The 19,902-nt window shown below is 66.2% G+C and carries 22 protein-coding genes; 13 read left to right on the top strand and 9 right to left on the bottom strand.

What is annotated here, in order from left to right; all coding sequences use genetic code 11:
- Positions 1-205 (top strand): hypothetical protein (locus AC1DX5_RS08850; protein ID WP_478014904.1); only part of this gene is annotated, 205 nt, incomplete at its 5' end.
- Positions 206-621: 416 nt separating this feature from the next.
- Here AC1DX5_RS08850 and AC1DX5_RS08855 read toward each other — a convergent pair.
- Positions 622-867 (bottom strand): hypothetical protein, encoded by a 246-nt coding sequence (locus AC1DX5_RS08855; protein WP_478014906.1) that lies wholly within the window; start codon positions 865-867, stop codon positions 622-624.
- Positions 868-911: 44 nt separating this feature from the next.
- Here AC1DX5_RS08855 and AC1DX5_RS08860 point away from each other — a divergent pair, with 44 nt between their 5' ends.
- From AC1DX5_RS08860 to AC1DX5_RS08870, 3 genes are all read left to right on the top strand, one after another.
- Entirely contained in the window at positions 912-1,532 is a 621-nt protein-coding gene (locus tag AC1DX5_RS08860) for a terminase small subunit-like protein (protein WP_478014908.1), read from the top strand.
- Complete coding sequence (locus AC1DX5_RS08865) at positions 1,529-3,175, top strand: terminase (protein ID WP_478014910.1); 1,647 nt, start codon at positions 1,529-1,531, stop codon at positions 3,173-3,175. Before AC1DX5_RS08860 ends, AC1DX5_RS08865 begins: the two co-directional genes overlap by 4 nt.
- Positions 3,176-3,350: 175 nt before the next feature.
- Positions 3,351-3,644, top strand: a complete 294-nt coding sequence (locus tag AC1DX5_RS08870; RefSeq protein WP_465174732.1) for a hypothetical protein — start codon at positions 3,351-3,353, stop codon at positions 3,642-3,644.
- Positions 3,645-3,950: 306 nt separating this feature from the next.
- Here the strand turns inward: AC1DX5_RS08870 and AC1DX5_RS08875 are convergent, their stop codons facing one another.
- Entirely contained in the window at positions 3,951-5,309 is a 1,359-nt protein-coding gene (locus AC1DX5_RS08875) for a choice-of-anchor tandem repeat GloVer-containing protein (RefSeq protein ID WP_465170530.1), read from the bottom strand.
- Between the two features lie 205 nt (positions 5,310-5,514).
- On the opposite strand from AC1DX5_RS08875, the gene AC1DX5_RS08880 reads away from it, so the two are divergent.
- Positions 5,515-6,417 carry an HNH endonuclease gene (locus AC1DX5_RS08880; RefSeq protein ID WP_478014912.1) on the top strand — a complete coding sequence of 301 codons (903 nt, stop codon included), beginning with the start codon at positions 5,515-5,517 and terminating at the stop codon, positions 6,415-6,417.
- A gap of 12 nt (positions 6,418-6,429) precedes the next feature.
- Here the strand turns inward: AC1DX5_RS08880 and AC1DX5_RS08885 are convergent, their stop codons facing one another.
- The 3 genes from AC1DX5_RS08885 to AC1DX5_RS08895 form a co-directional block, all read right to left on the bottom strand.
- A complete protein-coding gene (locus tag AC1DX5_RS08885; RefSeq protein ID WP_478014913.1) occupies positions 6,430-6,654 on the bottom strand; it encodes a helix-turn-helix domain-containing protein in 225 nt (74 codons plus the stop codon).
- Positions 6,651-7,151: a hypothetical protein gene (locus tag AC1DX5_RS08890; protein WP_465170533.1), complete on the bottom strand. Its 501-nt coding sequence runs from the start codon at positions 7,149-7,151 to the stop codon at positions 6,651-6,653. Before AC1DX5_RS08890 ends, AC1DX5_RS08885 begins: the two co-directional genes overlap by 4 nt.
- A gap of 335 nt (positions 7,152-7,486) precedes the next feature.
- The gene (locus AC1DX5_RS08895; RefSeq protein WP_478014915.1) at positions 7,487-8,758 is read right to left on the bottom strand and encodes an alpha/beta hydrolase family protein; all 1,272 of its coding nucleotides are present in this window, start codon (positions 8,756-8,758) and stop codon (positions 7,487-7,489) included.
- A 332-nt stretch (positions 8,759-9,090) separates the two neighbouring features.
- On the opposite strand from AC1DX5_RS08895, the gene AC1DX5_RS08900 reads away from it, so the two are divergent.
- Positions 9,091-11,490 (top strand): TonB-dependent receptor, encoded by a 2,400-nt coding sequence (locus AC1DX5_RS08900; protein ID WP_478014917.1) that lies wholly within the window; start codon positions 9,091-9,093, stop codon positions 11,488-11,490.
- Positions 11,491-11,539: 49 nt separating this feature from the next.
- On the opposite strand, the gene AC1DX5_RS08905 is transcribed toward AC1DX5_RS08900, so the two are convergent.
- Complete coding sequence (locus tag AC1DX5_RS08905; RefSeq protein WP_478014919.1) at positions 11,540-12,133, bottom strand: NADPH-dependent FMN reductase; 594 nt, start codon at positions 12,131-12,133, stop codon at positions 11,540-11,542.
- 72 nt (positions 12,134-12,205) lie between these two features.
- Between AC1DX5_RS08905 and AC1DX5_RS08910 the strand changes: the two genes are divergently transcribed.
- Complete coding sequence (locus AC1DX5_RS08910) at positions 12,206-12,610, top strand: winged helix-turn-helix transcriptional regulator (protein ID WP_478014921.1); 405 nt, start codon at positions 12,206-12,208, stop codon at positions 12,608-12,610.
- Positions 12,611-12,628: 18 nt separating this feature from the next.
- Positions 12,629-13,807, top strand: a complete 1,179-nt coding sequence (locus AC1DX5_RS08915) for an alpha/beta hydrolase (RefSeq protein WP_478014922.1) — start codon at positions 12,629-12,631, stop codon at positions 13,805-13,807.
- 207 nt (positions 13,808-14,014) lie between these two features.
- Here AC1DX5_RS08915 and AC1DX5_RS08920 read toward each other — a convergent pair whose 3' ends face one another.
- Together AC1DX5_RS08920 and AC1DX5_RS08925 are read right to left on the bottom strand one after the other, a co-directional pair.
- The gene (locus AC1DX5_RS08920) at positions 14,015-14,218 is read right to left on the bottom strand and encodes a hypothetical protein (protein WP_465170539.1); all 204 of its coding nucleotides are present in this window, start codon (positions 14,216-14,218) and stop codon (positions 14,015-14,017) included.
- 126 nt (positions 14,219-14,344) lie between these two features.
- Complete coding sequence (locus AC1DX5_RS08925) at positions 14,345-15,076, bottom strand: zinc-ribbon domain-containing protein (RefSeq protein WP_478014924.1); 732 nt, start codon at positions 15,074-15,076, stop codon at positions 14,345-14,347.
- Positions 15,077-15,332: 256 nt separating this feature from the next.
- On the opposite strand from AC1DX5_RS08925, the gene AC1DX5_RS08930 reads away from it, so the two are divergent.
- From AC1DX5_RS08930 to AC1DX5_RS08945, 4 genes are all read left to right on the top strand, one after another.
- On the top strand, positions 15,333-15,722 hold the full coding sequence (locus tag AC1DX5_RS08930) for a hypothetical protein (protein ID WP_465170541.1): 390 nt from the start codon (positions 15,333-15,335) through the stop codon (positions 15,720-15,722).
- A gap of 52 nt (positions 15,723-15,774) precedes the next feature.
- Complete coding sequence (locus AC1DX5_RS08935; RefSeq protein ID WP_478014926.1) at positions 15,775-16,239, top strand: DUF5991 domain-containing protein; 465 nt, start codon at positions 15,775-15,777, stop codon at positions 16,237-16,239.
- 79 nt (positions 16,240-16,318) lie between these two features.
- A complete protein-coding gene (locus AC1DX5_RS08940) occupies positions 16,319-16,939 on the top strand; it encodes a TetR/AcrR family transcriptional regulator (RefSeq protein ID WP_478014928.1) in 621 nt (206 codons plus the stop codon).
- Between the two features lie 12 nt (positions 16,940-16,951).
- Positions 16,952-17,854, top strand: a complete 903-nt coding sequence (locus AC1DX5_RS08945) for a hypothetical protein (protein WP_478014930.1) — start codon at positions 16,952-16,954, stop codon at positions 17,852-17,854.
- A gap of 7 nt (positions 17,855-17,861) precedes the next feature.
- On the opposite strand, the gene AC1DX5_RS08950 is transcribed toward AC1DX5_RS08945, so the two are convergent.
- Positions 17,862-19,337 carry an ATP-binding protein gene (locus AC1DX5_RS08950; protein ID WP_478014932.1) on the bottom strand — a complete coding sequence of 492 codons (1,476 nt, stop codon included), beginning with the start codon at positions 19,335-19,337 and terminating at the stop codon, positions 17,862-17,864.
- Between the two features lie 187 nt (positions 19,338-19,524).
- On the opposite strand from AC1DX5_RS08950, the gene AC1DX5_RS08955 reads away from it, so the two are divergent.
- A complete protein-coding gene (locus AC1DX5_RS08955; RefSeq protein WP_478014934.1) occupies positions 19,525-19,893 on the top strand; it encodes a hypothetical protein in 369 nt (122 codons plus the stop codon).
- Positions 19,894-19,902: the final 9 nt, after the last annotated feature.

The raw sequence follows: 19,902 nt of genomic DNA on the forward strand, positions 1-19,902 counted from the left end.
GGTGCTGGAGCGCCAGCCCGACTTCCGCGCCTTGCTTTCGGCCGGAGAAGAGGAGGAGCAGATTGCCAGACTGCGGAAAGCCGAGACGATCGGCCGTCCGGTGGGCGATGCTGCGTTCCTTGCCGCGCTGGAGCGGGAAAGCGGCCGGACGCTTGCACCGGCAAGGCGCGGGCGGAAGGTCGCTAAAAGTGCACTGTCACCGTAATTACCGTAATTAGTAATTAACCGTAATTAAAGAAATACAACGGTCTGTTCCTGGACGACGATTATATGGAGAAACGTTATCCGGCGCTTATCCGTGGTGGGACGAGGCGAGGCGACTAGCTCATCGCTCTCGCATCGTCGCCTATTCGTCCATCATCGCGAAAGATGCTCGCATGACGATAGAATGCCAGTCGCATCGCGGACAATCTCGCCACGATATTCAACAACAACGGTGGCAAAAGCTCTGCGCCTATGGCGCAGGGGCGTAAATCATCTACAAGAACGAGGCGTGGATCCGACGGGCAACGTTTCCGTCGACGGACGTGATTCGGATTCAAGGCGGGTGGAGAAAGAGGCAGGAACAGGAGTCGGGGGATGTTTCGGATAATTTCAAGATCGTCGCTCCTTGCGCTTCCATTATCTCTGATTTTGGCGGGCCTGACGACCTTCATGTTGTATCGCACCGGGGATAACGACCTTCATGTCGCCGATCCCAGAGTTATCGGGAATCAGCATCTCATCCTGGAATTTGCCGCAACCTTCGTTTTCTCCTATCTCTGCCAGCTGATGCTGTTCGCCGCGATCGGCCTGTTGATGAAATTGTTCCCAAGCCAGTAAGTCATCTGCGCGGGAGCGGCCTGGCCCGCTGTCGACAGTCGCCATCCCCGTCGATTCAACTCAGCACCGCCCTGCCCTAATCCGGCGCGATGAGACGTCGCACCCCCGCCATCGAAGACACCATCATCGACGGGATTTCCCGCGGCATCACCCTGCGCGAGCTGTGCCGCGACCAGAAGATCCGCTTCAGCACCGTGTACCGCTGGATGGAGGACGATGCGTTCGCTGCGCGCATGGCGCGGGCGCGGGCGCTGGGCTTCGACGCGCTGGTCGACGAGATGATCGAGATCGCCGACGACAGCCGCAACGACTGGCTGGAGCGCAAGGACGCGAAGGCGGACGCGCCGCCCCAGCGCAATCCGGAAAATGTCGCGCGATCGCGCCTGCGCATCGAGACGCGCATGCGCATCCTGGCGCGCTGGTACCCCCTGCGCTTCGGCGGGATGGACGGCCGGATCGGCGGGATGGCCGGGCTGACGGCGATCGGGAGCACGGGCGCCAGGGCCGGGGTGCCGGCCCCGGGTGCCGCCGCCGCCGCCGCCGCCGTCGACACGACCGCGATCGCGGTGCGGCTTTCCTCGATCCTCGCCACCATCGCCGCGCGCGATTCCGCCGGGGAGTCAATCGACGGCGATGGTGCGGACGCCCCGGGCTGGGACGACGCATCGATCATCGAGCATGACGATATCGCACCGGAGGATGATGCATGACCGAGACCGATCCCGCCCGGCTCGACGCGCTGCTGCGCCGCGCCACCCCCAGCGAGCGCGCGGAGATATTGGGGCTCACCGCGAGCGACCGCCTGGCCGAGCCGTGGCGCCCGCAACCCGGCGCCCAGGCCCAGGCGCTGGAGAGCGAAGCGGACGTGACCGGCTATGGCGGCGCGGCGGGCGGCGGCAAGTCGGATCTGGTCGCCGGCCTGGCGCTCACCCGCCATCGCCGCTCGCTGATCCTGCGCCGGCAAAAGGCACAGACCGGCGGCATCATCCAGCGCATCGGCGAGATACTGGGATCGACGATTGGCTTCAACCAGAGCCGCAGCGCGTGGCGCCTGCCCGATGGCGCCGGCGACAGGCTGATCGAATTCGGCGGGCTCGACGGCCCGCAGGATCATCACAAATGGCAGGGCCGCCCGCACGACCTGATCGCCTATGACGAAGCGACCGAGATGCGCGAGGCGCAGGTGCGCTTCACCATGGGCTGGGCGCGCACCAGCGACCCGGCCCAGCGCGCCCGCGTGGTGATGACGTTCAACCCGCCGACCAATGCGGAGGGGCGCTGGGTGCTCGATTTCTTCGCGCCCTGGCTCGACCCGAAACACCCCCATCCGGCCGAGCCCGGCGAGCTGCGCTGGTTCACCACCCTGCGCGGGCACGACCGGGAGATGCCGCGCGCCGACCCGTTCGTGATCTTCAAGGGCGAGCCGCTTTACGATTTCGACCCGGCGGATTTCGGCGCGGAAAAGATCGTCACGCCGCGCTCGCGCACCTTCGTGCCGAGCCGGGTGACCGACAATCATTTCTACATGCGCACCGGCTATGTCGACACGCTGCAGGCGATGCCCGAGCCGCTGCGGTCGCAGATGCTGACCGGCGATTTCACCGCCGGGGTGGAGGATGACGACTGGCAGGTCATCCCCACCGCCTGGATCGACGCCGCGATGGCGCGCTGGACCCCGCGCGACTGGCTGCCGCCGATGGAGTCGATGGGCGTCGACGTGGCGGTGGGCGGGCGCGACGCGTTCGTCATTTCCTGCCGCCACGGCAGCTGGTTCGCGCCGCTGATCCGCGTGCCCGGCCGCGAGATTCCGCAGGATGCGGGCGGTCCGATCACCGCCGGCCATGTCATCCGCCACCGCCGCGACCGCGCGGTGGTGCATGTCGACGTGATCGGATGGGGCCTGACCACCGCCAATTTCCTGACCGAGAACGGGGTGCAGACGATCGCGGTCAACGCTGCCTCGGCGAGCGGGCACGGCACCGCCGACGGCCGGCTGAAATTCGTCAATGTCCGCGCGGAGATGGTGTGGCGCCTGCGCGAGGCGCTCGACCCGCAAGGGGCCGAGCCGATCGCGCTGCCCGACGATCCATCGCTGCGCGCCGATCTCGCCGCCTATCACTGGAGCGCGACGGCGCGCGGCATCCTGGTGCGCTCCAAGGACGAGATGAAGGCGCTGCTCGGCCGCTCGCCCGATGCCGGCGACGCGGTGTGCCTGGCCAATTTCCGCTCGATGAAGGTCGATACCTGGGAGGAAGCACGGCACGATCGCCGCGTGCGCCGGCCGGAATGGGAGGAGGATCTCTACCGCGACCTGCGCGATGACTCGTACGACCTGTACCGCGATATCCGTTGAGGGGTTGGCGTTGAGGGATCGGGTACGACGAGCCGAACCGCCGCGCGGGACGAACCGATCCGGTGATTTCCGCACGCCCCGCGACTGGCTCGGTCCGTCGAGTCAGGGTCGAAACGACCGCCGCGCTGCGCCATGTCCATCGGCACAGGGGCATCATTACCCGAGAGGATAGACCATGAATATCAGGATCTTGAGCACGGCCATCGCCGGCGCGGCACTCGCCATCGCCCTGCCCGCCACCGCCCAGCAACAGACCCCACCGGGCACCCCGCCGACGACCACGCCCATCCCCCCGACGGACCCGGTGCCGCAGACTCAGCCCGCGCCCGCACCTGATGCGACGACGCCGGCACCGGCCCCGGACAGCGCCACCACCACCCCGCCGCCGAGCGACCCGTCAGCCGATACGGCGACCCCGGCGCCGGACGAGAGCGCGGATGCGGGGAAGAAGAAGAAAAAGAAGCACTGATCCGGCCGGGAGGCTGATTGAGAGAGCGGCGCGGGGGTAACCCCTGCGCCGTTTTTTATCTTAACCCCTCCTCTTCAGGGGAGGGGCAAGGGGTGGGGCAGCGTCGAGCGGGGCTCGATGCCCCGCCCGACGCTTCGATCCAAGGGATTCGGCAGCGAATTTTGCCGTTGTTTAAGCCCCCCGGCATTGCGGCGACCTTCGTCGATTACTGGACTGACTACGGCAGATCGATCCCGCCTTCCTAGATCCAAATCTACTACCGCCGTGCGTTGAAGCACCATTGCGGCAGTCCGGATATTCTCGTTACTATAGCGTCAACTTATACACTGTTCCGCCGCCGGTTGACCCAACAACGCCTGATCGCGTTGTACCATAAAGAGCACCATCCCTGCCCATCACAAGACCGGCACTGGGGTCGTTTGGCGCCTGATTTACCGGGCCGAAAGAATATAGCGTCGTGAGCACGCCCGACCGCGTCAGGCGATAAGCCGTCCCGCAAGAGTCGCACGAAAAACTCCCGCCTGAGGATGTGGTGCCATAGAAGCTTCCGTCAGGCCCAATGATGAGGCCAAAGGGACCACTGCCGTCCGCCCGCGAATTGACGGAGAAGGCGTAGATGACAGTTAGGGCGCCTGCAGGGGTAATCCGGAACACCGTCCCGCAGCCGAAAAATCCCCCGCAGCGGCCCTGGCCGCCCGACACGGTAGTGCCGTAAAATGCGCCGTCGCTGCCCTGCACCAGATCACCGCCGGGCGCTATTCCATCCGGGGTCAGGAAGCCGGAACTATATCCATTCCCGAAGGAGTAGAGGATTGTTTCTGCACCGCCGGGAGTGACCTTAAACACGGTCCCGCAATCGTGCGTTTCACCTGTCGTACTGCAGCTATTGGCGCCGCCATTTTGCGTCGTGCCGTAGAAGTTGCCGTCGCTCCCCTGAGTCAAACCACCGGGCTGCACGCCGTCAGACGCCGATCCTCCGAATGAATAGAGCACGGTTTCCACACCGCCCGGCGTCAGCTTGAACACAGTACCGCAATTGCCGCCGCTCTGCGGAATTTGGTTGCAATGGTTAGCACCGCCAGAGGAGGTCGTGCCGTAGAAATTACCGTCACTGGCCTGGATCACGCGGTTCGGCACAATGCCGTCCGCCGGGGTCGCGCCGAAAGAATATAATATGCTGTATTGACCGCCCAGGGTTATTCTGAACACCGTCCCGCCGCCGCCATACGCCCCGCCATTGGCGGTAGTTCCGTAAATGGCGCCATCGCTTCCCTGGATTAGCGGCGCGTAAGGTGTGTAACCGTCGTTGGGCCTGCTCCCAAAGGCGTAGAGGATCGATTCCTGGCCATCGGGCGTGATCTTGAAGATGACTCCACATTGAATTGTGGCACCCGGCCGGCAGCTGTTCGGTCCCCCATTGGCAGTTCCGTAGAAATTGCCGTCGCTCGCCTGCAGCATGGGGCCGTTCGGTTGATAGCCGTCAGGCGTGTTCGATCCGAAGGAATATAGGTAGGTAAGTTTGGGCGTCACCGTCGGCGACGGAGTAGGAGTAGGGGTAGGGCTTGGCGCAGGCGTGACGGTTCCAGACCCACCCGTGCTGCCGCCGCCACCGCCGCAGCTTGCGAGGAGGATGCAACAGCCAACCCACAAATTCGCCTTACGCATACAGCCTCCCCTTTAGGGCTGTCCCGTTGCATCATCTCTTCACGGCAATCAAATGCTTTCAATCGCAATAGCTTGAGGTTCGGCGAGCGATTTGGATCTTGGAAATGTCCGCAACCGGCGCATAGCTGGCCCCGTTCCTGTATCAGTCTCAAACACCCCCATCATCGCCCTTTGGGTCCCCCAAATTCCCAGCTATGACCCTCCCATGGCCTTCGGCGTCTTCATCCACCGCGCAGACTCGATCTACGAAGATAGCCCCGCCGAGCGCTACCAATTTCCCCGCCCCTATCTCACCCGTGCCAGGCAAACAGAGGGCAACTGGATCCTCTATTACGAACCCCGCAAGGTGCGCGGCACGCGCGGCTATTTCGCCGTCGCCAAGGTCCGGCGGATCATTCCCGACCCCGGCACGCCGAACATGTTCATTGCGGTGATCGAGCCGGGCAGTTATCTCGATTTCCCCAACCCCGTGCCGTTCGGCAGCCCCGGCGATCCGGTCGAGCACGGCTTGCTGAACGATGCCGGCGCCATCTCCGGCCGGGCGCAATCGGCGGTCCGGCCGATCTCTGCCGCGGACTTCAACCGCATCATCGAGCTTGGCCTTGGCGGGGACGACACGCTGCTGCCGCGCGACGACGATCCTGCGCTCGCCCCCAATCTCCTGCAGGAGGAGCGGGCGCCTTTCCCGTTCGAGCAGGAACGCGATCGCATCGGCTATTATGGCTCGCGCATCGTGCGGGATCGCATCTTTCGCCGCGTCGTGCTGCGCGCTTATGACGAGCGCTGCGCCATCACCGGGCTGAAGCTGATCAACGGCGGCGGCCGGGCCGAAGTGCAGGCGGCACATATCCGGCCGGTCGAGGCGAGCGGGCCGGACATCGTCACCAACGGCCTGGCCTTGTCCGGCACCGTCCACTGGATGTTCGATCGTGGGCTGATCAGCCTGGACGATGATTTGAAGATCCTCGTCTCCCGCCAGATCAACGATCCCGACGGCGTGACCGCGATGATCAACAGGAGCGGCCATGCCCTGCCGCCGCTGCGCCCGGCCGATCGTCCGCATCCGCATTTTCTGCAATGGCACCGCGACCATTGCTTCAAGGTTTGAGCTCCGCACGGCTCACTCCGGATCGTAGCGGAGCAGGTCGCCGGGCTGGCATTTCAGCTCGCGGCAGATCGCTTCGAGCGTCGAGAAGCGGATCGCCTTGGCCTTGCCGGTCTTGAGGATCGACAGATTGGCCAGCGTCAATCCGATGCGGTTGCTGAGTTCGGTCAGCGTCATCCGGTGCTGGTACAGCAGGTCGTCGAGATCGACCCTGATGCGGTCGCCTGCTTCCGCCATCATATGGTTCCTTCCAGATCGGCATGCATCGCCGCCCCCTGGCGGAACACCCGCGCCAGGATGAACAGCACCAGGATCACCAGCACATCGGGACCGGAAAGACGCGAGGCGAAGCGGAGGGCGTAGGGCATGGCGGGCATCAGGCCGGATTCGGCCAGCGAGACCAGTTTCAGCAGAAGCGCGATCCAGCCCATCCGCGCCAGCCGGTCGGCGTTGACCGCGACGAACGGTGACCCGGCCTTCACGGAGCCGACGATCTTCTCGAGCGTCAGCAGGAACCATCCATAGATGGCCAGCGGTGCCGCTATCGCCAGGAACAGCAGCGGCGAATCGTCCCCGCCAGGAGATGTCGTTGCATAAGGGCTGGTATGGACGCCGAAGATCAGGCCGATCAGGGCGATCGCCAGAACCAGGCCGGCGAGGAAGAACAACAGGACGGAAAGCACCCGGAGAAGCTTCTGGGTAATCGACAGAAGCGGATCGGAAAAGATGCGGGACATGGTCTGTATCCTTGAGGGTTACGGTCAGGCGGCGGCAGTCGCCGCAAGGTCGGATCGGGCAATGGCATTTCGGTTTATCGAGTGCCTCCTCCTATCGAACATCGATACGCTCGATATCGATAATCAATAATGCCGAGTCGCCTTATCGTCAATCGATAATATCGATTATCGATATATCGGCGGGAACGGAGGGCCGCATCGTCCAGGGGTGGCAAGCTCCAGCCCGAACGCCAGCGCGACGGATGTGAGTCGGGAGAGCGAAAGGTCGGCCGGTCCTGTCGAGCCCTGACGGCGGCCCTGGATCGCAATGCCTGTCCGGAAACGCGCAGGGCAGTTTATGACCGCGCGTGAAATTCCAGTCGCAGCGATGGCTGGCCGACGAACTTTCCACAGACCCGGGCGCTGCGGTCCGAGCGCAGATACTGATCGAAAAACAGGCGCGTGCAAGCGTTGGTCATCTCATATCCGACACGCGGATCGATCGGGCCGGCAAGCCCCGCCAGCCGAACGAGCGGCGACCAGAGCGGCGCGTCCGTCCAGTTCAGATGGTACATGCCGTTCATGGTCGCATAATAGGCATCGCCGCGGTTCCGCTCGAAGAGTGCCCGCTGGCTGGCGATGGTGTGGGCGATTTCAGCTTCGGGCCATCCGCCCGCCCGGCTGCGTTCCTCCCGCATGACCTGTGCGTCCCGGCTGATGATCATCAGGGGCTGTTGCAGCCCGTCCCGCGCAACGGCGGCGCTTTTCCCCGCATCGACGGCCACGCACGCCTGGAATCGGGCGTCGCGCAGGCATGCCTCGGGAACGATATAGCCGCCAAGCGACATGCCGAAGGCGCCGACATGCGTCAGGTCCAGCGCGTTCGCGACAACGGGGTCTTCCCGATCGAGCCTGCCGAGCCGGTCGAGGACGAAGCTGAGATCCTGCGCGAGGAAAGGGATGATCCCGCCTGGCAAGGCGACGCCATTCATCGCAAGCCCGCGATCGCCTTGCCGCGACAGCGCCAGGGGCATGTACCGGTTGAACGCCGCGAAGTCCGCGACCAGCGGCACCGTCGCGCCGTCGGGGAGGATCGTTGCCGCGGCCGTGCCCGGCTGATCCAGGGTGACCACGACATAGCCGTAGGACACGAGCTCCTCGATCCAGAACAGGCTTGCTGCCCTGAACCCCGACAACCCCGTCGGATTGATCAGCACCGGATGCCGCCGTCCGTCCGGGCGGGCATCCTGGCCGGCATGCGTAGGCGCGTCCTTCAGCCTCCCGAGAAGCCAGGGCGGGAGCCGGTACCGGCCCGCGATCGCGTCGAGGACTTCGCGCCGGTCGATATAGCGCTGYACCTTTCCCGGTCCGGAAGCCGGATACCAGATTTGCGCCACCACGCGGCGATGATCGCCGCGATCGGCGGTGAAGGGCTCGGGTCGGGACGGATCGGTCCAATAATAAATGCGGCTGCCGATCGCATAAGGCCCACCGGGCTTCGCAAACCGCGGCGTCGGCAAGACCAGGACCCAGGCGATCAGCGCCAGCAGCACCAGCGCGGCCAGGGCAGCGACAGCCCGCCGGACATGGCGGGCGAATCTTGCGGGTCGCGCTTGCCCCGCGTTCACGCCAACGCCACCTCCGCCCGCGCCATGACCGGCATCATCGCCAGGGACGCACATGAGGCGATAGTGCCGTTCATGGAGCATGGCCTTTCGGAGTCGGTGGACGCTATCCGGCGCGCTTGCGTCACTCGCCCATGATGGCGGTGCCGGTCAATCGCCGGGAACGGCGTCGCGCCATCCCGCAGCGGCACCGCGCCGGGTCGTTGCCCTTCAGCAACACACCCCTCGCATCGCGCGCCGTCACGAAAACGTCACTCGCCCGTAACGATAGTGTCGCGCGCGCCGCCTAGCTGCGCGGGCGGGCGGCCCCTCTGGCCGTGAGATGGGGAATGATCATGATCGAACTTTCGCGCCGCCGGCTGCGCCGCGGCCACGCTTATGCCGTTCTGATGGCCTCGGCCGCGCTGGCCGCGCTCGTGCCGGCCGCCGCGCAGGCCCAGACGGCTCAGGTCCAGACGGCCGCTGTCGGCCCGGATGCCGTCGCCGTGGACAGCGGCGAGCCCGAGGACATCGTCGTCGTCGGCAGCGGCGCGACGCGATCGGTCCTCACCCTGCTGCCCTCGAATCTCGACGTGCTGCCGCCGGGCACCAGCGTGCAGAAGGCGCTGAACTTCCTGCCCGGCGTGAGCGCTCAGTCGATCGACGCGCTCGGCGTCAACGAACAGTCGCTGTCGCTGCAGGTGCGCGGCTTCAACACCACGCATCTCGGCTACACGCTGGACGGCATGCCGCTCGGCGATGGCGCCTATAATAATTACAACGGCCTCACCATCAGCCGCGCGCTGATCTCGGAGAATCTCGGCCGCGCCGATCTGGCGACCGGCATCGCCGGCCTCGCCATCCCCTCGACCAGCAATCTCGGCGGCGCGCTGACCTATTTCAGCAGCGATCCGCACAAGGAGATGGGCATCGCGGCCAACGGCACCATCGGCAGCGAGGACAGCCGGCGCGCCTATGTGCGTGTCGACACCGGCGAGCATGGCGGCTTCTCGGCCTATCTCTCCGGCCAGTATAGCGAGCAGAAGCTGTTCGTGAACCAGGGCGCCTATAACAAGTCGACCGGCAAGCAGCTCAACACCAAGCTGAAATATGCGTTCGACGGCGGCACGATCACGGCCTTTGTCGATCTGTCGCGCACCAACCAGGCGGACGACGCCTATCTGTCGAAGGACATGCTCGGTCGGCTCGGCTGGGACTGGGGCGGCTATGCGCCGAACTGGCAGGCCTATGTCGACCGCGCCTATTGCTCGGTAACGGCGCCGACCGCGCCGACCAAATGCGTGGATTCGACGCTGCCCGAAAAGCGCGCCGACGTCACCTTCACCAACGGCCAGATCCTGCGCAACGACAATCTCTATTACATCGCCGGCGATTTCAGGCTGACCAGGAACCTGAGCGTGCGCGGGCAGATCTATCACCACACCGACAAGGGCGCCGGCAATAACTTCATCACGGGCTGGTCCACTCAGGGCACGACTTCGACCGCGGACGACGTGCCGGTGCAGATCCGCGATACGCGCTACACCATCGACCGTACCGGCGCGATCGGCAGCCTGAGCTGGCAGCTCGGCTTCAACCAGCTCGAGGCCGGTTTCTGGGTGGAGGACAATGTCAGCAGCGCCGCGCGCTATATCTGGACCAACGTCACCGGGCCGTTCAGCCTGGCGAAGTTCCTGCAGGGCCAGCCGGATACCGCGCAATGGGTGCAGCGCACCACCTGGAAGACCGAGCAATTCTACGTCCAGGACACGGTCAGGCTGTTCGACGACGCGCTGAGCGTCGATTTCGGGTTCAAGAGCACCTATGCCAAGTCGGATGCCGAGGCGATGCGCGGCATCGCCAAGGCGGCGCCGCCGGCGTCGAGCCAGTTCGCCAGCGGCACGCTGGTCGCCAAGGACAATTTCCTGCCCGAAGTGGGCGTGCGGTGGAAGATCGCGCCGGGCCATGAGGTGTTCGCCAGCTATGCCGAAAACATGGCGATGTACCAGGGCGGCTTCAAACTCGGCCCGCAATCGGTGTCGCAGGCGGTGTGGGACGTGCAGGGCAAGACGCTGAAGCCGGAAACCTCGAAGAGCGTCGAGGGCGGCTATCGCTTCGTCAGCGGCCAGCTCCAGGCGTCGCTGACCGGCTATTATGTGAAGTTCGAGAACCGCCTGCTGCAGTACAACCCCTGCCCGACCAACCAGCAGCAGAATCCGGGCTGCGGCAATTCCTTCCACAATGCCGGCAGCGTCACCAGCAAGGGCGTGGAGCTTGGCGTGCTGTGGAAGCCCACGCCGTGGCTGAGCTGGTACAATTCGGCCTCGTACAACAAGTCGACCTATGACCAGGATCTCAACTGGTGCACCACTACCTGCGTGATCAAGGCGACCGCGGGCAAGCAGCAGGTCGATACGCCCAAGGAAATGCTGTCGAGCGTGGTCAGCGTGAAATATGCCGGCTTCTTCGGCTCGGTGCAGGGCAAGTACACCGGCCGGCGCTATTACACCTATACCAACGACCAGAGCTTTGCCGGCTACACCATTGTCGATCTGGGCGTCGGCTATGATTTCGGCAGCCATGGCCCGCTGAAGGGCGCGAAGGTGTCGCTCAACGTCACCAACCTGACCGACAAGCGCTATGCGTCGAATTTCGACAGCAGCGTGTTCGCGCCGGACGATGCCACCGGCACCATCCTGGTGTTCCACTCGTCCGCGCCGCGCCAGGTGTTCGGCACGATCAGCGCCGCCTTCTGAGGTCGGCTGGCCCCGGCTCTTCCTGGCGGGGAAGAGCCGGGGCGGCTCCTCAGGCGTCGGCCGCGCGCGCCGCCATCGTCGCCCTGGCCCACCAGGCCAGCTCGTCGAGCGCGGCGGTGGCGGACGGGATCAGATTGGCCTCGATCGCCTCGATCGGCTGTTTGCCGAAATAGGGGTGGATCGCCATGAAGTCGCCGCCGCCGATATGGACGGCGCTTTTGGTCGAGACCATCTGCAGCTCGACGCCGATGCCGCGCAGATGCTCTACCGCGCGGGTGGCGCCGGTGCCGCCATAGCCGATCGCGGTGAAGGGCTTGCGGTTCCATTCCTTGTACGCCTGGTCGAGCGCGTTCTTGAGCACGCCGGTGAGCGAGTGGTTATATTCGGCGACCACGAAGATATAGCCGTCATAGCGCCCGATCGTCTCCTGCCAGCGCACCGCTTCGCGGTTCTGGCTCGGCGCCCAGAGGTTGGACATGGCTTCGTCGAAAAAGGGCATGGGATGGTCGCGAAGGTCGATCAGCTCGACCTCGATATCGTCGCGCGCCTGGGCCTGTTTGAGCATCCACTGCGCGGGCGTCTCGGCAAAGCGCGTCGGGCGCGTCGAACCGATGATGAGGGCGATCCGGGGCTTGGCAGTCATGGTACCTCGCAGTAGGTGGTTTCCTGAGGTAACCTGATTACGTAGAGTGATCGTTACTGAGAAGGAGGCACCTTGGCGATACCAGCTAACCCGGCGGAAACCGCCCTGGTCTGCGATGCGGGACACGGCGCGGCCTGCGAGCACATCAGCCGGACGCTGGCGCGGACCAGCGACAAATGGTCGATGCTGGTCGTGCGCGTGCTGGGCAGAGGCCCTTGCCGGTTCAACGCGCTTCGGCGCGAGATCGGCGAGATCAGCCAGAAAATGCTCGCCTCGACGCTGCGCGATCTGGAGGAACATGGCTTCGTCTCGCGGACCGTGACGCCGGTGACGCCGCCCCAGGTGGAATATGCGCTGACCGATCTGGGCCGCGAGTTTCTCGTGCCGGTCCGGGCGCTTGCCGAATGGGTGATGGTGAATACGCCGCGCATGGACGCGGCCCGGGCGGCCTATGCGATCCGGCGCGCCAGCGCGTAGTAGGGCGGGAAAGACACCATGATGAAACGACTCCTGACCCTGGCGCTCGCCCTGGCCGCCCTGCCGCTGGCCGGCTGCATCACCGTGCCGCCCGCTTATGGCCCGGTCGCGGGCGATTGCACCGGCCAGACCGCCGATCCCGCCACCGCGCAGGGGCCAGTCTATTTCGTCGCCACCGGCATGCCCGCCTGCCTGGCGGATCAGCCGCTTTCGCTGTCGGTCGAGCGGGGCAGCTTCCGCCCCTATGGCGCGCCGGCCATCGAGCCGATCCGCTATGGTTTCGCCACGCCGGGCACGCCGACCTTGCCCAATCTCAAGCTGTCGGCCGACGCGGCCTGGCATGACAGGCTGCGGCGCGATCTCCAGGCGCCGCCGCGTCGGATTCTGCTCTATGTCCATGGGTACAACAATACCGTGGCGGAGGCGCTGTCGCAGGCCGACCAGATCGCCATGGCGGCGCATTTCGACGGGCCGGTGGTGGCGTTCCTCTGGCCGTCGCAGCATACGATCGCGAAATATACCTGGGACGAGGAGAATGCGCGCTGGACCCAGGCCTATTTCGATACGGTGCTGGCCGATCTCGCGGCGCAGGCACCCGAGCTGGTGCTGGTGGCGCATTCGATGGGCAACCAGATCGCGATCGACGGGCTGCGCCATCTCCAGTCGCTGTCGCAGAAACCCGGCGCGCCCGATCTCGCGGCGCGGGTGAAGATCCTGGTGCTCGCGTCACCCGATATCGACCGGGAGCTGTTCGACCGCGACATGGCGCCCGACGTGGTGCGGCCGGGGCGGCGCGTCGCCCTGTTCGCCTCGGGCAAGGACCTGCCGCTGCGCAGCAGCTGGGCCGTGCACGGCAATCCGCGCGCGGGCGATGTCGGCTGCACCTTCCGCCTGCGCCGGCGCAAGGGGCCGCTCATCGCCGAGCCGCGCTGCTATCCCGATCCGCGCGGCGCACCGGGCGAGCTGACCGTGATCGACGGGACCGACATTCCCGGCAGGCCGCTGGGCCATAGCAACCATATCGACACGCCCGAAGGCCGGGCAGTGCTGCGCCAGTTGCTCGCGCCTGGCGCAAGGCCGCTGCCGGCGGAGAAGGGCGTGATGACGCTCCACATCGCCAGCCCGCCCGATTGCGCGAGCGGGCCGAGCCGACTGGGACTCGAGCGCGCGATCGCGCGGTGCGCGGTGAAGAAGTGATGGCGAGGGGCGAGCATCGCTACGCCGGCGGACTGGCCCTAGCCCCTGAACTTAAGTCGTTCGATAAATATCTAGATTCCGTCATGCTGAACTCGTTTCAACATCCAACGCTCCACAAGCGATGGCATTGGTTATTGCACATTGGATGCTGAAACGATTTCAGCATGACGGCAGGTTTATAATAAGACGAACTTTGGGTTCAGGACACTAGCACTTGGTGAACTGGCCCTTTTTCGGCCCGGAGGCGAAGTGGCATTTGCCCTTGGCGTCCTTCGTCACGCCGCCGGCGGCGGCATGCGCGGTCGGGCATTTCACGAACTTGCCCTTCGCGTCCTTGCACGGCGCGGCGAGCGCGGGGGTGCTGGAGAGCAGGGCGAGCGAGGCGATGGCGAACAGTGACGTGCGGATCATGACATTCCTCCTGCCGATCTGGTCGGCTGCTGAGGACGCTAGGCCATAGCGAGCGCCCGGGCGGTGACGGCGGCATGACAAAGGCGTCATGGCATGCCAACGAACCGCCCGGAGCGAAGGGCGATCTCAGGGTTCCAGCGCGCAATCGTTGAGGATCGTGGTGCCGGCCAGTGCTTGCACGCCACCGCACGATACCGTGATCGCCATGCCCTTCGCCAGGGGAGCAAGGCGCTCGCGATAACCTCGCGGGAAGTTGACGATCATGTGGTTGAAGCGCGACCGCCCCTCGAGCGACAGCGCCGGGGTCGGGCCGGGCGTGACCATCGTCGCGATGATGCCCGAGACGCGGACAGGACCGTCATAGCGCAGCGCGGCGCCGCGCGGATCGCTGAAAAAGGCGGAATCCAGCGCCGCCGCGGTGGTAAAGGTGGGGGTGAAGGGCGGCGGCGTGGTCAGCCGGTCGGCGTCGCGGCGCGCGGCGTCGACCGCGCGCTCCGGCTGGGCCGGGCTGTCGGCCACCGCACCGTCTGCCGCTTCTTGCCCGCGATCGGACGCGCTGTCCGCTCTCGCGCCCGACGCGGCGGCCTGTTGCTGTTCGTTGCCCGCGATCGGACGCGTGCCCTCGCGCTGGCTCCATAACAGATAACCGATCACCAGCACCGCGAGGACGATCACGATCGGCAGGATCAGCCGCGCRCCGCCGTTCGCCGGCGCGACCGTCGGCGCGAGCGGCTCGGGCCGGGCATAGCCGGCGGCGGGCGGGGGCGTGGCGGACGCGTCTTCCGTGGATGCGCCGCATTTGGCGCAGAAGCGCGCGCCATCGCTAAGCTGGGAACCGCATTGGCTGCAAAAGGCCATCGTCGCTCTCCTCGCAGTGTCGTCCTTATGGCTGTCACGACGCGCGGCCGGCGCAGATCGTTCCCGAAAGCGAACGACGGAGCCACTCAAAGGCCGCGCGGAGCCTCCATTGAGACGGACCGCCCGGCCTAAGAGACGGGCCGAAGCACAATTGATCATTGTTCAGTTGACGTTAATTGATCAGTGCTTAATTGAGAGGTGTGGCACAGGACGCCGCGAAAGGCCGCCCGTCGGCGGCCCGAAAAGGAGAACGACCATGAAGCCCAGCATCATCCTTGGCGCGATTGCCGCCATGACCGCGATGGCCAGCCAACCGGCCGCCGCCTATCCGATCAAGACCACTGGGCGCACGCTCGCCAGCCCGCAGCTTGCCGTCGACGTGCTCCGCCAGATCTCGGCCTATTCCAGGGCGACCGGCGGCTGCTCCTTCGTCTTCTCGGCGCACATGCAGGTGATGCCGCGCGGCTACGCGCCGGTCGCGCCGACCATGCCGGCCGTCGCTCGTGGCGGCCATTTCGAGGAGTGGACGGTCAATGCCTGTGCCGCCAAGCAGCGCTTCCAGATCGCGCTGTGGCCGTCGCCGCGTGGCGGCACCGATTTTGCCGTGACACCGCTGACCGGCCGCATGCCGCTCCACAGCTACTGAGCCCCGGATGCGGTTCGAACGTTATACGCTTGCTGAAAACGGGAGACTAATCATGTTGAACAGGATCAAGAGCACCGTCGCGCTGGGCCTGGCCCTGGCCGCCCTGGCCCCGACCGCCGCCGCGGCCAAGCCGCTGCCCGAATGGTATGGCCGCTATGTGTGGGAGGAACCGCTCGGTCGGGTCGGGGGATCGTCGCCGACGGACAGCGTCGCCATCTTCGTGACCTATACGCTGGCGCTCGGGCCGGGCAATGGATCGACCAGTTGCCTGCTGCGCGGCGAGGGATATCAGACCAACCGGCAGATGCAGTGCACCGCGACGCCGCAGGGCAATTCCGTGATCATCAAATTCTACAAGTTCGGCCCCGACAATATGGGTGGCGGCGGCTATGCCCTGGGCGCGCCGCTGTTCACCATGACGCGCGCGGGCGGCGGGATCGTCACCCAGTTGCAGGCGCTGAGCCCGTCGAGCGACGCCACGCCGCGCCGTGGCCGGTTGTTCCGGCGCACCGGCTGATCCACCATCACCACGCGGGACGTCCGCCGGCCACGCGCCGGCGGGCGTTGCCGCCCATCGACAAAGGGGGAAACCGACCTTGGGCCGACGCTTCGATCACAGCCGGGAAGAATTGTACGAACTGATCCTCGGCGCCGGGGAGATGCTGATGGCGGAGGTCGGGTACGCCGATTTCTCCGCGCGCGAGGTGGCGAAGCGCATCGGCTATTCGATCGGCACGATCCACAATGTATTCGGCAATGTCGATGGGCTGGTCACCGCGATCAGCACGCGCACCTTCGCCGAATGGGCCGATACGCTCGAGGCCAGCCTGGCCGAGGCGCGGGCGCAGGACGACCGGATCGCCGCGCTGGTCGAGGCCTATTTCCGCTTCGCCCGCGACAATCCCCGCCGCTGGGCCGCGATCTACGACCATCGGCCCGCCGCCGAGACCATCACCCCCGCGCAGCACGAGACGCGCGGCCGGCTGATGAGGATCGTCGTGGCCGAGGTCGCCGCCGCGCTGGGCCGTGCGCCCGACGAAGCGATCGGCACGCTGGCACGGTCGCTCGTCGCCACGGTGCATGGCCATTGCAGCTTCGCGATCACCGGATCCTGGGCGGCGATGGGACAGACGGATGTGGAGGCCGTCGCGCTCGCCCGCGTGCGGGAGAGCATCGCGGCGGCATTGTTGGAACGGGGCACTGCCCCCGACAGCTAGAGAGGTTGAGCCATGACGCGCACCGCACCGCTTCGCCCGGCCGGGATCGGGCCGATCGACCGCTTTGCCGGGGTCGCCCCGCAGTTCGACTGGACCGGAAAGGACTATCATTATCGCCGTGACGGGTGGGGCGCGCCGATCCCGGTAACGGTCGCCGAGCGCGACACGTTCGTTCGCGCAGCCCGGCACTCCCTGTTGCTGCACCTCGTCGCCATGGCGCTCGGCATTCTGGCGGCGGTGCTGCTCGCGGCACGGTTCGACCCGGAGGGGGCCGCCTGGATTCGCGCGGGGATCGGGGCGATCATCGTGTCCGCCATTGGCCTGGCCCTGTATCGATCCCATGTCTGGTCCACCCGCGCGCCGGCGCGCGCGCTGGTCAATCGCCGCCCGGTCGGTCCACCCGGCGACGTGGATGTCGCGCGCTGGCCGGGTTACGGGACAATCCTTCTCGGCGTCTTCGCGGTGATCGTGACCGCCTCGACGCAGACGGCGGCAACGCCGAGTTCGGCCGTCGTCTTCTCGATCGTCGCGATCGTGGCCGGTGTCACGGTCGCCGTCATGAAATGGCGGTTCGAGCGCGTCCTGACACCGGCGCAGCGGGAGCGGGCGGCGCAGTGGCGCGAGGCGGAGCGCATGCGTCACCGATCGCCGCCTCGCGGCTTCGTGAAAAACCTTCTCCTGCTGCTTTTCCTCATCGTCGAGGTTGTGCTGGTGCTGCTCATCTTCATCGGCGTCATGACGGCGAGCATCGATATCGCCGGATCGAGCTGGGAAGACCCGGCGGCTGCCCCGTTCCTGATCGGATTCCTGCTGTCAGGTGTCGGGATCGCCCTCGCGCTGTGGCCGCTCGAGATCTTGTGCAAGCGGCTGACCGGAACCGGGGCGTTGGACGCGTTCAACGGTTTCCCGTTCTGACCGGGCGTCAGGCTCCGCTGGTCTCCGTCGCGGCGGTCGTCCAGCCCAACCCCGGGATAGTGATCGACCGTTTCCCCGACAGGTCGACCCGGGTCACGAAGATGTTGCGGCCCTCGATATAGCTCATCACCCGCCGCGCGCGGCCGAGCGAGCTGGTGCCATAGGTGCGCGCGACCTCCTCGTCGCTGGGGCAGGGTTCGCCCTCGCGCGCGGCGCGGGCGACGAGCAGGAAGGCGCCGAGCATGTCGTCGGGCAGGTCGCCCGCCTGCTCCAGCGCCTGCTGCCATTCTCCGTCGAGCCGGTCGAAGATGCCCGCGCGCGCCGCGGCGAGGCGGCGGGCGAAGGCGGACGGGTCGAGCGGGCTGCGCTTCACCCCGGCCATGCGGCAGCGGACCTGGAAATCCTGGAACAGCACCGCGGCACTGCGGAGCGTCGCCTCGGGATCGTCCATGATCGCGCGGAGCACCTGGACAGTGACCTCCTCCAGCTCCTCGGGCGATTGCTCCGGCGCGCTGTCATGCTCGCGCGGCGGCGTGGCGGCGAGATCCTGCAGCAGCTGGGCGGCGGGCGGCGTACGCGGCGCGGGCGAGACGCCAGGCGGGAGCAACGGGAACAAGGTGCTCGCCGGCTCCTCGATGCCGTCGCGCAGGAAGGTCATCATGTCGTCGGACGGAGCCTGGGGCAGCGGCGTCAGCACCGGGCTGGAGCTGCGCGCGCTGGTTTCCACCGCGCCGATCTTCACCATCACCGGCCGGCGCGAAATCGCGGGGCCGAGGCCGAGGAACGTGCCGCGCGAGAGATCGCGGATCGATTCGGCCTGGCGGCGCTCCATGCCGAGCAGGTCGGCCGCGCGCGCCATGTCGATGTCGAGAAAGGTGCGGCCCATCAGGAAATTGCTCGCCTCGGCCGCGACATTCTTGCTGAGCTTGGCGAGGCGCTGTGTGGCGATGATGCCGGCCAGCCCGCGCTTGCGCCCGCGCGACATCAAATTGGCCATGGCGGACAGCGAGGCGCGGCGGACTTCCTCGCTCACCTCGGCGCCGGCGGCGGGGGCGAAGATCTGCGCTTCGTCGACCACGACCAATGCCGGGTACCAATGTTCGCGCGGGGCATCGAACAGGCCGTTCAGAAAGGCGGCGGCGCAGCGCATCTGCCCTTCCATCTCGAGCCCCTCGAGACTGAGCACCACGGAGGTGCGATGCTCGCGGCAGCGCGCCGCGAAGCGGGTGATCTCGCCCACCGCATAATCGACGGCCTCGATCGCCACATGACCGTACGGCGCGAGGGTGACGAAATCGCCTTCCGGATCGATCACGATCTGCTGCACCTGGCCGGCGCTGCGCTCCATCAGCCGGCGGAGCAGATAGGATTTGCCCGAGCCGGAATTGCCCTGGACGAGCAGACGCGTGGCGAGCAGCTCCTCCAGATCGACATGGACCGATTTGCCCGAGCCGTCCGTGCCCATATCTACCTGAAACGTCATGCGCTGCCCTTGGCGGATCGGAGTGCGCCAGGGCAAGTGCTTAGCGGTGGGCCGCGCCCGTCCGGCCCGGGAGAGGACGCCTGCACGACCGACCAATCCCGATCTGACCGCCCTCCAAACGGAACCATCCGCCCGCCTCGACTATTATGACGGCCTGAAGCGCGGGGGCGACAAACGGAGTGTTGCCATGAACGCGAAGATCATCGGCGCGGCGCTTGCCGTGACGGCCATGATGTCGGCCTCGCCGGCGCTGGCCAGCAAGCGCGATACCGCCCGAACCACGATCGCCGCCGCCGAGGCCAAGATCAGCATGAACGACAAGACCCCGATGGACGGCCGCGCGGCCGACATCCAGGCACGGGCGAGCGCAGCATTGGCCGAGGCCCGGCTGCAATGGAGCCTGAGCAAGGAAGACAAGACCATCGCGGCGGCGACCGAGGCGAGCGCGCTGGCCGATCTGGCTGCCGCGACTCAGCAGAAACAGGCCGCGCAGAACGAAGCGCATGCGCAGGAAACCGCGCTGGCCCCCGTGCCGCCGGCGCCCGTACCGCAATAAGCGTTTGCG

The sequence above is a fragment of the Sphingomonas sp. P2_B6 genome, assembly GCF_056404755.1.

What these genes read in the sequence shown, in the direction of transcription:
- AC1DX5_RS08855 (WP_478014906.1), bottom strand. Translation starts at nt 867, where the DNA reads ATGGCGACTGTCGACAGCGGGCCAGGCCGCTCCCGCGCAGATGACTTA.
- AC1DX5_RS08860 (WP_478014908.1), top strand. Translation starts at nt 912, where the DNA reads ATGAGACGTCGCACCCCCGCCATCGAAGACACCATCATCGACGGGATT.
- AC1DX5_RS08865 (WP_478014910.1), top strand. Translation starts at nt 1,529, where the DNA reads ATGACCGAGACCGATCCCGCCCGGCTCGACGCGCTGCTGCGCCGCGCC.
- AC1DX5_RS08870 (WP_465174732.1), top strand. Translation starts at nt 3,351, where the DNA reads ATGAATATCAGGATCTTGAGCACGGCCATCGCCGGCGCGGCACTCGCC.
- AC1DX5_RS08875 (WP_465170530.1), bottom strand. Translation starts at nt 5,309, where the DNA reads ATGCGTAAGGCGAATTTGTGGGTTGGCTGTTGCATCCTCCTCGCAAGC.
- AC1DX5_RS08880 (WP_478014912.1), top strand. Translation starts at nt 5,515, where the DNA reads ATGGCCTTCGGCGTCTTCATCCACCGCGCAGACTCGATCTACGAAGAT.
- AC1DX5_RS08885 (WP_478014913.1), bottom strand. Translation starts at nt 6,654, where the DNA reads ATGATGGCGGAAGCAGGCGACCGCATCAGGGTCGATCTCGACGACCTG.
- AC1DX5_RS08890 (WP_465170533.1), bottom strand. Translation starts at nt 7,151, where the DNA reads ATGTCCCGCATCTTTTCCGATCCGCTTCTGTCGATTACCCAGAAGCTT.
- AC1DX5_RS08900 (WP_478014917.1), top strand. Translation starts at nt 9,091, where the DNA reads ATGATCGAACTTTCGCGCCGCCGGCTGCGCCGCGGCCACGCTTATGCC.
- AC1DX5_RS08905 (WP_478014919.1), bottom strand. Translation starts at nt 12,133, where the DNA reads ATGACTGCCAAGCCCCGGATCGCCCTCATCATCGGTTCGACGCGCCCG.
- AC1DX5_RS08915 (WP_478014922.1), top strand. Translation starts at nt 12,629, where the DNA reads ATGATGAAACGACTCCTGACCCTGGCGCTCGCCCTGGCCGCCCTGCCG.
- AC1DX5_RS08920 (WP_465170539.1), bottom strand. Translation starts at nt 14,218, where the DNA reads ATGATCCGCACGTCACTGTTCGCCATCGCCTCGCTCGCCCTGCTCTCC.
- AC1DX5_RS08930 (WP_465170541.1), top strand. Translation starts at nt 15,333, where the DNA reads ATGAAGCCCAGCATCATCCTTGGCGCGATTGCCGCCATGACCGCGATG.
- AC1DX5_RS08935 (WP_478014926.1), top strand. Translation starts at nt 15,775, where the DNA reads ATGTTGAACAGGATCAAGAGCACCGTCGCGCTGGGCCTGGCCCTGGCC.
- AC1DX5_RS08945 (WP_478014930.1), top strand. Translation starts at nt 16,952, where the DNA reads ATGACGCGCACCGCACCGCTTCGCCCGGCCGGGATCGGGCCGATCGAC.
- AC1DX5_RS08950 (WP_478014932.1), bottom strand. Translation starts at nt 19,337, where the DNA reads ATGACGTTTCAGGTAGATATGGGCACGGACGGCTCGGGCAAATCGGTC.
- AC1DX5_RS08955 (WP_478014934.1), top strand. Translation starts at nt 19,525, where the DNA reads ATGAACGCGAAGATCATCGGCGCGGCGCTTGCCGTGACGGCCATGATG.